General features: G+C 74.4%; 6 protein-coding genes and 2 pseudogenes. 3 read left to right on the forward strand and 5 right to left on the reverse strand.

Annotated elements, in window-relative coordinates:
• Positions 1-217: 217 nt before the first annotated feature.
• A complete protein-coding gene (locus tag ACZ4WQ_RS25300) occupies positions 218-766 on the reverse strand; it encodes a MarR family winged helix-turn-helix transcriptional regulator (protein WP_311729062.1) in 549 nt (182 codons plus the stop codon).
• 145 nt (positions 767-911) lie between these two features.
• On the opposite strand from ACZ4WQ_RS25300, the gene ACZ4WQ_RS25305 reads away from it, so the two are divergent.
• The gene (locus tag ACZ4WQ_RS25305) at positions 912-2,240 is read left to right on the forward strand and encodes an MFS transporter (protein ID WP_398377328.1); all 1,329 of its coding nucleotides are present in this window, start codon (positions 912-914) and stop codon (positions 2,238-2,240) included.
• Between the two features lie 143 nt (positions 2,241-2,383).
• Here the strand turns inward: ACZ4WQ_RS25305 and ACZ4WQ_RS25310 are convergent, their stop codons facing one another.
• Positions 2,384-4,381, reverse strand: a complete 1,998-nt coding sequence (locus ACZ4WQ_RS25310; protein ID WP_385346113.1) for an ATP-binding SpoIIE family protein phosphatase — start codon at positions 4,379-4,381, stop codon at positions 2,384-2,386.
• A gap of 273 nt (positions 4,382-4,654) precedes the next feature.
• Entirely contained in the window at positions 4,655-6,010 is a 1,356-nt protein-coding gene (locus ACZ4WQ_RS25315) for an NAD(P)/FAD-dependent oxidoreductase (RefSeq protein ID WP_385346111.1), read from the reverse strand.
• Between the two features lie 322 nt (positions 6,011-6,332).
• Between ACZ4WQ_RS25315 and ACZ4WQ_RS25320 the strand changes: the two genes are divergently transcribed.
• Both ACZ4WQ_RS25320 and ACZ4WQ_RS25325 read left to right on the forward strand, forming a co-directional pair.
• A complete protein-coding gene (locus ACZ4WQ_RS25320; protein ID WP_311729065.1) occupies positions 6,333-7,061 on the forward strand; it encodes a TetR/AcrR family transcriptional regulator in 729 nt (242 codons plus the stop codon).
• Between the two features lie 1,878 nt (positions 7,062-8,939).
• Positions 8,940-9,038: pseudogene (locus tag ACZ4WQ_RS25325) on the forward strand (hypothetical protein); the annotation flags it as partial.
• Positions 9,039-9,641: 603 nt separating this feature from the next.
• On the opposite strand, the pseudogene ACZ4WQ_RS25330 reads toward ACZ4WQ_RS25325, so the two are convergent.
• A pseudogene (locus tag ACZ4WQ_RS25330) lies at positions 9,642-11,930 on the reverse strand (AfsR/SARP family transcriptional regulator); the annotation flags it as partial.
• Positions 11,931-11,982: 52 nt separating this feature from the next.
• Positions 11,983-14,115: an asparagine synthase-related protein gene (locus ACZ4WQ_RS25335; RefSeq protein ID WP_468022427.1), complete on the reverse strand. Its 2,133-nt coding sequence runs from the start codon at positions 14,113-14,115 to the stop codon at positions 11,983-11,985.
• Between the last annotated feature and the right edge of the window lie 234 nt (positions 14,116-14,349).

Raw genomic sequence — 14,349 nt, forward strand, 5'->3', positions numbered from 1 at the left:
TTCACTACTTTAGCGGATTTCCTCCGGGGCTCATAATCGAGCTCCGGGGACAGAATTCCGGGCACGCCGAAATCCATCCCGATGAGGGGCCGTGCAGTAGTGGTTTGCCGCCGGTGCGGCGCGAGTGGCTGTCGAAGAACCGTTAAGGCTCCGTGGCAGCTCGGAGTACATTACGCATCGCCCCGGGGCGTGTCAACTTCATTCCCGGCGCGTCTTCTCACTCCAGGTCGCTCAGCCGTCCGCCGGCGTCCGGCTGGGTCTCCTCCACCCTGCGAAGGACCCGCGTCAGCATTTCGCCCAGCGCCCCGCGCTCGTCGCTGGAGAGGTCCTGGAGAAGATCCTCCTCGAAGACGGACGCCATCCGCATGGCCTCCAGCCACTTCTCCCGACCCTCCGCCGTGAGCTCGACGATGACGCGTACGCGGTTGGCCTCGTCGCGCTCGCGCGTGACCAGGCCCTCGCTCGCCATGCGGTCGAGGCGGTGGGTCATCGCGGCCGGGGTGAGGCCGAGCCGCTTGGCCAGGTCGCCGGGGCCCAGTCGATACGGGGCTCCGGAGAGGACGAGGGCCTTGAGCACCTCCCACTCGGTGTTGCTGATGCCCAGGGTCGCGGTCTGGCGGCTGTAGGCGACGTTCATCCGCCGGTTGAGGCGGCTGAGGGCGCTGACGACCTGCTCCACCTGCGGATCCAGGTCCTGGAACTCACGTTGGTAGGCCGCGATCTGCTCCTCGAGGCTCGGCTCTGCCGGGCCGGGGGTCTCAGGCATGCCGGGCAGTATGGCACGTCCTCATTCGCCTCGAAGTCCTTCGAGGTGTACTCTTTAGCTTCGAACTTTAGTGTTGAAGTCTTGAGGCTTCCACTATTCGGCTTCAGTCCCCTTCAGTCCTTCTTCTCGACCTAGGCAGGTGAGTGTGACCACCGCGATGGGCGCAGCGTTGCGCCGGATCCAGCTGGGGAACGCGCTGAGCGCGTTCGGCAACGGCTTCACCGTTCCGTTCTTGTTCGTCTATGTGGCGCAGGTGCGGGATCTCGGCGCGAGCACGGCGGGCATGGTGCTCGCGGTGTTCGCTGTCGCGGCGCTGGCCGTGCTGCCCTTCACCGGTCGGGTGATCGACCGGCGTGGCCCGCTACCGGTGGCCCTGGTGGGCGCCGTGGCCTCTGCCTTCGGGTCGATGGGGCTGGGTCTGGCCTCCGACGAGGCGTCCGTCATCGCGGCCGTGGCCCTGCTCGGCGCGGGCATCGCGGTGATCCAGCCCGCCCTCGCCACCATGATCGTGTGGTGCTCGACCACGGCCACCCGCTCACGCGCCTTCGCGACGCAGTTCTTCCTCAACAACCTGGGCCTCGGCGTCGGCGGGCTGCTCGGCGGACTGCTGGTCGACGCCTCGGACCCGTCGAGCTTCGTCCGGCTGTTCGCGATCGAGTCGGTGATGTTCCTGGTGCTGGGCGCGGCCGTGGCGACCGTACGACTCCCGAAGGTTTCGAAGCTCGACCCCGCCTCAGCCGTGGGAAGGCAGGCCGGAGGCGGCTGGCGGGCCATGCTGCGGAACCGGGCCATGGTGCAGCTGTGTGTGCTGGGCTTCGTGATGTTCTTCGCCTGCTACGGACAGTTCGAGTCGGGGCTGGCGGCGTTCGCGGTGGAGGTCACTCGTATCTCGCCCGCGATGCTGGGCGCGGCGCTGGCGGCGAACACGGCGGCCATCGTGCTGGCGCAGTTCGTCGTGCTCAGGCTGGTGGAGGGGCGGCGGCGCAGCCGTGTCATCGCGCTGACCGGTCTGGTCTGGACGGTGGCCTGGCTGGTGGCGGGCGCCTCCGGCCTGGTGCCGGGCAGCCAGGCCGTCGCGACCGGCGCGATCATCTCGGCGTACGCGCTCTTCGGGCTCGGTGAGGCGATGCTGTCGCCGACCGTCGCCCCGCTGGTCGCCGATCTTGCGCCGCCGACCCAGGTCGGGCAGTACAACTCCGGCTTCGCGCTGGTCAAGCAGTTGGCGCTGGCCGTCGGCCCGGCGGTGGGCGGCCTGATGGCGGCGTCGGGGATGTACGTGGCGTACATCGCGATGCTCGTCGGCTGCTCGCTCGGTATCTCGGTGCTCGCGCTGCGGCTGGGCAGGCGGCTCACGGCCCGCCAGGACAACCCGCTGCGCACCGCCCCGGGTGCGGCGGTGCCCGCGCAGCGGCGGGAGCCGGCGGAGCGGGGATCGCAGGCTGAGTCGACGGAGCCGGTGACCACGGCGGCGTAACGCCGGAGCGCGGCGTCTGCGGCGGCCGCGCGGCGGAGCCGCGCCTTGGGCTCGCTTCCCCTACCCGCCTCTTCCCAGGCCCAGTCGAATCGCGGCTCCGCCGCGTGTCGACTGGGCCTGGGGCCTTTCGGCGCGCGCGGCTCCTAACCCGCCGGGAGGGCGAACTCGCACCAGACCGCCTTGCCGCCGCCCGGCGTGCGGCGCGATCCCCAGGACGAGGCGATGGTCGCGACGATGGAGATGCCGCGCCCGGCCTCGTCGGCCGGCTCGGCGCGGCGGCGGCGCGGCAGGTGCTCGTCGCCGTCCGTCACCTCGATGATCAGGCGGCGGTCCGTACGGCGCAGCCGCAGGCGCATCGGCGGCACACCGTGCTGGAGCGAGTTGGCGACCAGCTCGCTCGCGGCCAGTACGCCCAGGTCATGCAGTTCCATGGGGAAGCGCCAGCTGGCGAGGACGCCGGAGGCGAACGCCCGCGCCCGGGGCGCCGCCTCGACGCCGCCGAGGAGCTCCAGGGCGGCGTTGTGGAACAGCTCGGCGTCATGGCCGGTGCGGGCGGGGTGCTGGAGGACCAGCACGGCCACGTCGTCGTCGTGGTCGGCGGTGATGCCCAGCGCCCGGATCAGGCGGTCGCACATCACCTGGGGCGCTCCCGTGGCGCCCGCGAAGACGCGCTCCAGCGCGGCCACGCCCTCGTAGATGTCCTTGTCGCGCCGCTCCACCAGGCCGTCGGTGTACAGCACCGCGCTGGAGCCCGGGCCGAAGGGGATCGAGGCGGAGGTGTGCAGCCAGCTGCCCGTGCCCAGGGGCGGTCCGGTGGGCTCGGCGGCGCGGCGGACGGTGCCGTCAGGGTCGCGGACGAGGATCGGCAGATGGCCCGCCGAGGCGTAGACCAGGCGGTTCTCGTTCGGGTCGTGGACGGCGTAGACGCAGGTCGCGATCTGGTTGGGGTCGATCTCGGCGGCCAGGCCGTCCAGGAGCTGGAGGACCTCGTGCGGGGGGAGGTCGAGGCGGGCGTAGGCGCGGACGGCGGTGCGCAGCTGGCCCATCACGGCGGCCGCTCGGACGCCGCGCCCCATGACGTCGCCGATGACCAGGGCGGTGCGGCCGGCGCCCAGCGTGATGACGTCGTACCAGTCGCCGCCCACGGCCGCGTCCGTGCCGCCCGGTTGGTATGTGGCGGCGACCCTCAGGTCATCGGGCTGCTCGAGCTCCTGTGGGAGGAGGCTGCGCTGGAGGGTGACGGCGGCCTGGCGCTGAAGGCGCTCGCTGGCGCGCAGCCGCTCCGCGGCCTCCACCTGGTCGGTGACGTCGGCGCCGAAGACCAGCACACCGCGCAGCGGGGCCCCGTCCGGAGCGCCGGGCCCGGACGCCCCGGGGTCGGGGATCGACGGCTGCTCCGGGGCCGCTCCGAGCGCGGTCGCGACCGCCGGGGCATCGGCGGCCCCGGAGGTGACCGCGGCGGCCGGAGCGGGGGCGGGGGCCGGCGGGGCCATCTCGATCGGGGAGCACGTGAAGGTGTAGTAGCCGGGCCGCCCCCGGCCGGCCACGCTCGCCGGGCCGTGGGAGCCGGAGCCCTGGGCCACGGAGCCGTGGGCCACGGAGCCCTCGGCCACGGAGCCCGCCGCCTCCGTCTCCGCCACGGCCACCGGCGCGGTCCCGGCCCGCGCGCCGAGGACGCGCCGGGACTTGACCGTACGCGGCCGACCGCTGCGCAGGACCTGGTCCATGAGCGGCAGCAGCCCCAGCTCCTGGAGCTCGGGCAGGGCCTGGCGGGCGGAGGCGCCCGGGGTCCGGGCGCCGAAGATGGCCGTATAGGACTCGTTGACGTAGGCGATGCGGTGATCGGGGCCGTAGACGACGGCGACCAGGGCCGGGACCTGGCCGAGCACGTCATGGACAGACAGCCCGTCGAGGGTGGGGACGGCGGCGGGGATCCCGTCCTCTGGGAAGGGGCCCGCCGCGCCCGACGGCGGCGGCTCGCCGCGGTCCGAGGGGTCGGAGCGCTCGCCCCGGGCGGCGGGGACGGAGCCGCTGCCGCCGCCCGCGGCCGCGGGCTGTGGCCGCCGCGCGCCGCGGTCGGTGCGGGCGGCGGTGCGTCGCTGTGTTCGGGGAAGCCGGGCGCTCCAGCGCGTGAAGTTCACCGGGGGTTACCTCGCGAGGTTGTGGCTGAGCGGCGCGCCGGCGCGGGGGTACGGAGAGGGGTGCGGGTGTGGGTGCGGGGGACGGCCCCCAGGGGAATGCAGCAAACTTCCGAATCCTCGCGATTGTCACTCTTTGCAGATACGAGCCCACCCATGGTCACACGTCCAGTGTGGCCGACCGGACTGACATCCGTGAGACGCCGGTCGGTCAGGGGGAGTTCCCGCCTCCGCCCAGAGGAGCGCCGAACGGGCATGGACTGGCGTCGAACGGCGTCAACTGGCCTCGGGATGGCGGCCGGTGTCGGCGGCGAGCTTGAACTCGGCCCGCGGGTTCTCCAGCGACCCGAGCGAGACGATCTCTCGTTTGAAGAGTCCCGACAGGGTCCACTCGGCCAGGACCCGCGCCTTCCGGTTGAAGGTCGGCACCCGGCTGAGATGGTAGGCGCGGTGCATGAACCAGGCCGGGTAGCCCCTCAGCTTCCGCCCGTACACATGGGCGACCCCCTTGTGCAGGCCGAGGGAGGCCACCGAGCCGGCGTATTTGTGCGCGTAGTCCTTCAGCGGCCGGCTGTGCATTGAGGCGATCAGGTTCTCGGCGAGCACCTTCGACTGGCGCAGGGCGTGCTGCGCGTTGGGGGCGCAGTACGTGCCGGGCTTCTCCGCCGTCAGGTCCGGGACCGCCGCGGCGTCCCCGGCGGCCCAGGCGTGCTCCACCCCGTCCACATGGAGGGCCGCGGTGCACTTGAGGCGGCCGTGCTCGTTCACCGGGAGGTCGGTCGAGGCCAGGATGGGGTGCGGCTTGACCCCCGCGGTCCACACCAGGGTGCGGGTGGGGAAGCGCGAGCCGTCGCTCAGCGCGGCGATCCGGTCCACGCAGGAGTCGAGCCGGGTGTCCAGCCGTACGTCGATGTTGCGGCCGCGCAGCTCGCGCACCGCGTATCTGCCCATCTCCTCGCCGACCTCCGGGAGGATGCGGCCGGTGGCCTCCACCAGGATCCACTTCAGGTCCTCGGGCGAGATGTTGTGGTAGTAGCGGACGGCGTAGCGGGCCATGTCCTCCAGCTCGGCGAGCGCCTCGACGCCCGCGTAGCCGCCGCCGACGAAGACGAAGGTGAGCGCGGCGTCCCGCACGTCGGGGTCCCGGGTGGAGGACGCGATGTCCAGCTGCTCCAGGACGTGGTTGCGCAGGCCGATGGCCTCCTCGACGGTCTTGAAGCCGATGCCGTGGTCGACCAGGCCGGGGACCGGGAGGGTGCGGGAGACGGAGCCCGGCGCCATCACCAGCTCGTCGTACTGGATCTCGATCGAGCCGGTGCCCTCCTCCTCGGTCGCGAGGGTTCTGACCGTCGCGGTGCGCTTGCCGTGGTTGATCGCCGTGGCCTCGCCGATCACGACCTGGCACTTGGGCAGGACGCGGCGCAGCGGCACGACGACATGGCGTGGCGAGATGGACCCGGCCGCCGCCTCGGGGAGGAACGGCTGATAGGTCATATACGGCTCGGGGTCGACCACGATGACCTGTACGTCGCCTTGCCCCAGCTCCTTCTTCAGCTTCCGCTGGAGGCGCAGCGCGGTGTACATCCCGACGTAGCCACCGCCGACAACGAGAATGCGCGCAGGTTCCTTCACCCTCCCATGACGCACGCAGAGCCGCGGTTTGTCCACAGGCCCGACGAATTGTGTGACCGGCGATCTCGGCACGCCCGGCGGCCCTCATTCGGTCTGGCGTGCGGAAGGTGCGCAGGTCAGTAAGGGGGTGCGGGGCAGTGGGCGGCAGGGGAAGCGGAGACGGGCGGTGCGGTACTCCGAAAGGGGGTCGATCTGTCCGGACCTACCCCCTTCTTTCTTGACCGGCGCTCAACTATGTTCGTATTCCACGCCGGGGTCGAGACTGCCCCGGCATTCTGGGCGGGGAGTCTCCGGGGGGAGACGTCATTACCGGGGGATCACTATGCAGCTTCAGGGTTCTCATTGGTCGTCAGCCGTCGCATCGGTAGACGGAGCCGGCGGCCGGAACGCTCCGCTTCGCGTAGACGCGCAGCGGAATCTTGAGCACGTGCTACGCGCGGCGCGCGAGGTCTTCGGGGAGCTGGGGTACGGCGCTCCCATGGAGGACGTCGCCCGGCGCGCGCGAGTCGGGGTGGGCACCGTCTATCGGCGCTTCCCCAGCAAGGACGTCCTGGTGCGCCGCATAGCCGAGGAGGAGACGGCCCGGCTGACCGACCAGGCGCGGGCCGCCCTCGGCCAGGAGAACGAGCCGTGGTCCGCGCTGGCCCGGTTCCTGCGCACCTCGGTGGCGTCCGGCGCGGGCCGGCTGCTGCCGCCCCAGGTGCTGCGGGTCGGGGTCGAGGTGGAGGCGGAGGTCCGGGTGCCGCAGCAGCGGCACGTGGGGTTAGCCGACCCTCCTCCCCAGCCGGAACTGCGCCTGGTGGAGCAGCACAGCCCGGTCCCGGGCGGCCCTGACGACGCGGGCGCGGCGGCGCTGCTGGAGGTCGTCGGGCAGCTGGTGGACCGGGCGCGGGAAGCGGGTGAGCTGCGGCCGGATGTGACGGTGGCCGATGTGCTGCTGGTGATCGCCACGGCGGCGCCCTCGCTGCCTGACGCGGCGCAGCAGGCGGCGGCGTCGGCGCGGCTGCTGGACATTCTCCTGGACGGGCTGCGGTCGCGCCCGGCGGTGTGACACCGGCCGCGCGGGTGCGGCGTGCCGGGTGAGCGGTGAGCATGGTGGGCTCGGCGCGCCGGGCCCCGGGGTGGTGAGCCGCGTCGTCGATATGCGGCTCCGCCGCGTGGCCATCGCGGGCACCAAGATCCGTCGGACACCCCCTGGGCCGGGCTGGCCCGGCTAGGAGCCCGGCCAGGGGGTCGTCACCAGTTCGTCGAGCAGGGCGATGACCTGCTCGACGGACAGCCCCGCGCCTTCCGCGCGCAGCGCGTCGACGGTCTCGCGGCCCAGGGCGCGGTGCGCGGCCGCCGTGGCCTTCTCCGTCTCGCGCAGCGGCAGCGGGGTGCGCCCCAGCTCACCGCGCCAGGCGTCGGCCGCGCCCAGCATCCGGGCGGCGAGGCCCTCCTTCTCGCAGCCCACCAGGACATGGGCGGCGGTCTCCGCCTGCTGGGCCAGCAGGATCTCGACGCAGCCGGTCTCGGCGCCCCTGCTCAGGGTGTCGCGCAGTTTGCGCAGCGCGCCGGGCGCATCGCCCTCGTCGGCGGTGATACGGGCGTCCAAGCCGTCTGCGAGCACCCAGAACTGCGAGGGTGGAGTCGCCTGCTCCGCCATACGCCGCGCCCCTTCGCACAGCGCCCGCGCCCGGGCCAGGTTTCCGCGGTGCAGCTCGACCAGGGAGCGCAGCAAGCCGTTGAACGACCGCACGTCCCGGTCCTGGGAGCCGCGGCGCTCCGCCTCCTCGTCCGAGTGGTCCAGCAGCTTCTCCGCGCGGTCCAGCTCCCCGGCGTTGATCGCCACATCCGCGAGCCGGGTGATGATGAACGGTGCCTCGGCGTGCGCGCCGATCTCCCGGGCGAGCCGCCGCGCCAACTCGTACGCCGCCCGCGCCTCGTCGAGCCGGGCGTGGCTCGCGGCCATCTCGCCCGCGGCGGTCTCGACCTGGGCGAGCATCCAGCGGTCGCCGACCCGTCTGCTGAGCTCGCGGAGTTCCGCCCAGTCCGCCTCGACGTTCTTCATGCCGCCCGGCGAGTCGATGACCGCATGCGTGCGGAACATCAGCGCCACGCCGACCGCCCAGTCGTCGCCGTGCGCCCTGGAGTTGGCCACCGCCTCGTCCATCAGCGGGATCACCCCGGCGTGACCGTCGAGGAGGAACCCGGAGAACGGCCACAGCATCCCGGGGAAGCGGGCGCCGCGCGGGCCGGGGTGGGCGGTGTAGGCATCGCGGATGCGATGGGCCGCGGTCACGGAATCGGGACTGGTCAACGTGGGCCCATCGGCGTTGTCCGCGTTCAGGAAGAACAACAGGAGCCGCAGGTCCATCTGGTCCCAGTAGTGCGTGGCGGTCTCGTCGACGCCGTCCTCCCCGGGCGGGACATCCCCGGGTATGGAGCCGAGCACGCTCTGCCAGTCCCCGGGCCCCATGGCACCGCCGAGGATCAGTGCCTCGCGGGTCCAGGCGACGCCCTCGTCGCGGTAGTTGCGCAGCCACCAGAACCAGCCCATGGCCATGACGAACTCGATCACGGTCTGCTCGTCGCGCGCCTCCAGGGAGCGCTTCAGGGCGGCCCGGATGTTGTCGAGTTCCGACTCGACACGGTGCAGCCAGGGAAGCTGTTCCGCGGAGCGCAGCCGTGGCTCGGCGGTGCGCGCGTAGTCGCGGAAGTAGGCGGTGTGGCGGGCGAGGGCGGCGGTGTGGTCGGCCCGGGCGACGGAGTCCTCGGTGGCGCGCTCGCCGACGTACTCGTGGATGGTCTCCAGCATCCGGTAGCGGGCCTCGGCCGGGGCCTGGTCGGCCGTCGGGTGGTCGACGACCAGCAGTGACTTGTCGACCAGCGCCCCGAGCAGATCGAGCACCTCGCCGCGGGCTATGTGGGTGCGGGGGCGGAGCTCGGGGTGCGCATCGGGTTGCACGGACGCGTTTATGGCGCTCATGGCGCTCGTGCCGTCCTGCGCCGTGCCGTCCTGCGCCATGCCGTCCTGTGCCATGCCGTTCTGCGCCATGCCGTTCTGCGCCATGCCGTTCTGCGCCATGCCGTCGGCCGGGGATGCGGCCGACGGGGCCGCGGCGGGCGGCGCTTCCGCGCACACGGCCTCCGCCGCGCTCAGCCCCCACCCGCCGGCGAACCCCGACGCCCGGCGCAGCACCGTGCGCTCGCGCTCGTCGAGCAGCTCCCAGGACCAGTCGACGACGGCCCGCAGCGTCTGCTGGCGCGGCAGCAGGGTTCGGCTGCCGCTGGTCAGCAGGCGAAAGCGGTCGTCGAGCCGGTCGGCGATCTGCCTGGGGGTGAGCAGCCGCAGCCGCGCGGCAGCCAGCTCGATCGCCAGCGGCAGGCCGTCGAGCCGGCGGCAGATCTCCGCGACAGCCGCCTGCGTGTCCGGGTCCCGCGCAGGGTCGAATCCCGGCAGGGTGGCCGCGGCCCGCTCGGCGAACAGCTGGTGGGCGGGCGCGGGCCGGAGCGGCTCCACGGGCCGTACGGTCTCGCCGGGCACGCCCAGCGGCTCCCGGCTGGTGGCCAGCACGCTCAGCCCCGGGCAGTGCGCCAGGAGCGTCTCGGCGAGCGCCGCCGCGGCGTCTATGACGTGCTCGCAGTTGTCGAGCAGGAGCAGCAGGCGGCGGTGGGCGCAGAGCTCGACGAGGCGCGCGGCCGGGTCGGCGCCGTCCGCCCCGCCGAGCCGCGTTTCGAGCTTGGTGGCGAGCAAGCTCGTCTCACGGTCGCCGACCGCGCTCAGGACGGCCCCTGGGACGGCCGCCGCATGGTCGAGCTTGGCAAGCTCGACCACCCAAACGCCGTCCGGGTAGGCGGCCGTGACGGCCGCGGCGACCTCCTCGGACAGCCGGGTCTTGCCGGAGCCGCCGGGGCCGGTGAGCGTGACCAGGCGGGCGCCGCGCAGATCCCGGCGGAGGTCGGCGATCTCGGTCTGCCGACCGACGAAGCTGGTGAGCCGCGCGCGGAGGTTGCCGCGCGGGCGCGGGGCGCCGCCCTGCGCGTGGCCGCCGTTCGGCGGCGCGGGCGGGGTGTCGGCCGGGGCGGGGCCGGTGCTGTGGGCGGCCCCGGCTGCTCGGCGGGCGGCGTCGGGCGCGGCTTCCGAGGGGGCTTGGGGGACGTGGGCGGCGTACCCGGCCTCGGCCGCTTCGCCGCCGTGTCCGGGGTACGGCGCCCGGGCGGCTCCTCCACGAGCCTCCTCCGGACCGTAAGCCGCCCCGGGGTCATGGTTCCCATACGCCAGCCCTTGGGCTGTCTCAGCGCCGTGGCCGAAGTCCGGCACGCCGGCGGCTGCGATCCCGCCAGTCGGCCCCGGCCCCTGGGCTGGTTCCGGAGCGTGAGGCGCAGCCGGACCGTCGGCCCTCCCGTAGCCACGGTCCACGTACGCCGCTCCCGGGGCCGCTTCACCGCCGTGGGGGGAGCCCAGCGTGCCAGGAGCGGCTCCTCCACGAGCCCGCTCCGGACCGTGAGCCGCTCCGGGGCCACGGTCCACGTACGCCGTCTCTGGTACCGCTTCACCTCCCCGGCGGGAGCCCGGCGCGCCACCGGCGGCTCCTCCACGAGCCCGCTCCGGACCGTGGTCCGCCTCCGGACCACAGGCCGCCCGGGGGTCATGGCCGGGGTCCGGCACGCCGACGGCGGCACCCCCACGCGTCGCCCCTGGTCCACCGGCCGTCTCCGGAGCACGGGGCGCCACCGGTTCGTAGGCCGCCCCGGGGCCTTGAGTCGCCCCAGGGGCGGGGTCGGCGTACGCGGCGCGGGCGGCGCCGCCACCGACCGTCTCGGCCCCAAAGGCCGTCTCCGCACCGTGGGCCGCCTCAGGGCCACGCCTCGCGTGCCCGCCGCCCCAAGCCGCACCGGAAGAGTCCTGGGCGGCGTACGGCGTGTGGGTCCGCTCCGGTACGCGGCGAGGTGCCACGGGCGGCCCGTACGGCCCGCGTCCCGCCGCCTCGTCGCCGGAGGACGCCCCGGCGTCCCCGCCGGGACCACGGCCGCCGGCAGCGCCGTCACCCCCAGAGCGCCCAGAGCGCCCAGAGCCACCAGAGCCACCAGGCCCCCGTACGGCCGCCGCCCGCGCGCCCGCCGGGAGGGGTGCGGGGGTGCCGGACAGCAGGTGGCCGTGGAGGGCCCTGAGGTCCGGGCCCGGGTCTGTGCCGAGCCGGTCGGCGAGGGTGTGCCGGACCGCCTCGTACGCGGCGAGCGCGTCGGCCGGGCGGCCCGCCGCGTGCAGTGCGCGGATCAGCTGCGCGTGGAAGGTCTCGTCGAGCGGGTGGTCCGCGACGAGTTCGCGCAGCTCCGGTATGGCGTCCGCGGGGCGGCCGAGCGCGAGGTCGGCGTCGATACGGCGGTGCAGCGCGGTCAGCCGGAGGGCTTCGGGGCGGGCGGCGGCCGCGTCGCGGTCCGGCAGGTCGGCCAGCGCGGGGCCGCGCCACAGCGCGAGCGCCTGCCGCAGTACCTCGGCGGCCGTCTCCGGGTCACCGGCGTCGAGGGCCGTCGTGCCGCTCTTCGTCAGCGCCTCGAAGTGGAGGAGGTCGACGTCCTGGGGCCCGCCGGTGGAGAGGCGGTAGCCCCCGGGCGAGGAGACCACCGCGTCCCGGCCGACGGCCCGGCGCAGGCGGCCCACGAGCGCCTGGAGGGCGGCGGGCGCGTCCTGGGGTGGGTCTTCCGCCCACACCTCGTCGATGAGGACGTCCACGGGCGCGGGTGCCGGGCGTGCGGCGCGCATGGCGAGCGCGGTGAGCAGCGCGCGGAGGCGGGGCCCGCCCAGTGGCAGGGGGTTCCCGTCGTCGTCGCGCGCTTCGGCCGAGCCGAGGATCAGATACCGCACGGCGTCATTGTCCTCGGGTCGGCGGTCGGATCGTACGAATAAGCGACGCAGTCGGCGCGCCGCGCCGCCCATACGCCGAACACAAAGCCCAAAACACCTGAGCCCACAGACCGCGGCTCCGGCCCTACAGACTCCGCGGAACCACCCCGCCCGCCACCGCCCGCTGCCGCGGCGCCGCCGTCCCCGTCCAACACGTGCCGCGCCGGGCCAGCAGCCGCCGCAGCCACACCTCCGTGGAGACGAGTTCGGCCAGGCCGTCCAGGGGCAGCCGCTCCCCCTCCGCCGCCGCGCGCAGCGCCTTGCGTACGACGCGGGCCTCGACCAGGCCCGCGTCGGCCAGCAGCGGCGCGTCGAAGAGGGTGACGACCTCGCCGACCCAGGCGCGCAGCCCGGCCCGTACGGAGGCGGCGTGGGCGGCGTGCGAGGGGGCTCCCCAGCCGGGCGGCAGGTCGCGGATGCCCGCTCCCGCGAGGACCGCGCGCAGCACGGACGCGCGCGCCCCGGGTTGCACTCGGAGCGCTTCGGGGAGCATGCGGCAGGCGCGTACAACCTGGTTGTCGAGGAAGGGCGCGTGGAGCCGCTGGCTGCGCACCTCGGCCGCCTGCTCGAACACCCGGTGGTCGGCCGCGTGCCGGGCCAGGGCCGCGTCGGCGCGCCGTTCCCCGGGGCGGCGGAGGGTCACGGGGCGGGCCGCGGCGGCTTCCAGGCGCAGCGACACCTCGGCCAGCGCCTCGCCGGTGAGCCAGCGCGCGGCGGGGCCGGGGCGGCACCAGGCGAGCGCGGCGAGGGAGGCGGAGACGACCCCGCGCCCGCCCCTGCCGCCCGCGCCCCCGTCCGCTCCGCCGCCACCGCCGCCACCGCCGCCACCGCCGTCGTCGGTGAAGCGCCGCTCCAGGAGGCGGCTCGCGGCGTCCTCGACGCCGTCCCGGTAGGACGTACGGGCCAGCTTGCGCGCCGCCCGGTAGACCGTGAAGGGCACGAAGAAGGAGTGGCCGAAGGGGCCGTCGGCCTTGGCGAGCGCGGTGGCGGGGCGCAGCAGATGGCGGCGCTGCCGGTCGAGCAGGAGGTCGGCGAGGCGCGCCGGGTGGGCGTCGAGCGCCTGCCGGGCTCCATGGCCGACGAAGTGGTCGGCGCTGCCCGCGGCGAGCCGGCGCCGGTGGCGCTCGGCGACGACGATGGAGGGGCCGGGCTCGTCGGTGAGCGGGCCGCTGTCCAGGGCGGCGTACGGAAGCGCCTCCTCGCCCCCGGCGACCACGACGTGGTGCAGCCGCGGGTTGGCGGCGATGGCGCCGGCCCGCTCCAGCTCGGCCTCGCGGGCGCGGACGCCGCCCTGGGTGGCCAGGTCGTTGAAGGTGACGGCGAGGAGGCGTTCGCCCGCCTCGGTGCCGTGGCCGAGCAGGGTGCCGGGCATCCCGGGCAGGCCCGCGGCCAGCAGGGCGAGGGTGGCGGAGGCGCTGCCGCCGGAGAGGTCGGCGCCGATGCCGGGCGCCGGCGCGCCGCGGGCCGCGCGCCGCTCGGCGGGGCCCATACCGGGGACCGGTCCGGGGTCGAGGCCGTCGGTCTCGGGAGCGTGGCGCGGCGCGGCGAGCCTGGCCCGTACGGCCTCCACGAGGGCGTCCCGGATGCCGTCCACGGCCTTCTCCTGCTCCACTTGGGGCGCGGCGACGGCGAGCGAGGCGGTGGGCTCGTAGCCGATGATGTCGCGGGCACCGTCGCGCAGGATCAGGGCGTGTCCCGGGGGCACCCGTCTGACGCCCAGGTACGGGGTGCCGTCGCCCATCGCCTCCGGGGAGTCGGGGCAGGCCAGGAGCGCGCCGAGGTGGCTGACGTCGAGCTGCGCCTCGATGAGGTCGGCGAGCGGCAGGGCGGCCGTGGCGTACGCGGTGCCGCCGCCCCAGTCCGTGTGGAAGACGGGCCGGGCGCCGGCCAGGTCGCCGACGATGGTGGTGCGGCGGCCGACCTGCGCGACGGCCGTGTAGCTGCCGGGCCAGGCGGTGAGGTGGCGCAGGGCGCCGCCGCGGGCGGCGAACAGGCCGACGCGCAGCTCCTCGTCGGAGGCGCCGCAGCAGCCGAAGACGGCGAGGCGGGAGAAGGGGTCGGCCTGGACGACGCGTACCTCGTCGGGGCGCCAGTCGCCCACGGCCCACAGCGGATCGGGGTCCGCCCACAGGAGTTGGGCGCCGACCGGCTGGATCCCGCGACCCTGCGAGGGGTCCGGCCCCGATGCGGTACTGCTCCACCCCACCAACCACCGCATCGCGCCTCCACAGGGTGTGGGCAAACAAGGCAACCAAGAAGTAGGGGCCATCATGCACAGCACGTCGACGGTTTCGGCATCGAACCGGACAACTACATGGATCTCCCCGATGTCCTTTGACCGCATTCGACCACAGAAACAACATGGTTGATCACAAGACGTATTCCCGCCAGGCGCGGACGCGCGTACGGGAAACCGCCGTCGGCGCGACGGACCGCTCCGCCGTGGCCCATG

This window comes from Streptomyces sp. NPDC028305 (genome assembly GCF_055569495.1).

Coding starts and splice junctions, on each gene's coding strand:
- ACZ4WQ_RS25300 (WP_311729062.1), bottom strand. CDS start 766: ATGCCTGAGACCCCCGGCCCGGCAGAGCCGAGCCTCGAGGAGCAGATC.
- ACZ4WQ_RS25320 (WP_311729065.1), top strand. CDS start 6,333: ATGCAGCTTCAGGGTTCTCATTGGTCGTCAGCCGTCGCATCGGTAGAC.
- ACZ4WQ_RS25335 (WP_468022427.1), bottom strand. CDS start 14,115: ATGCGGTGGTTGGTGGGGTGGAGCAGTACCGCATCGGGGCCGGACCCC.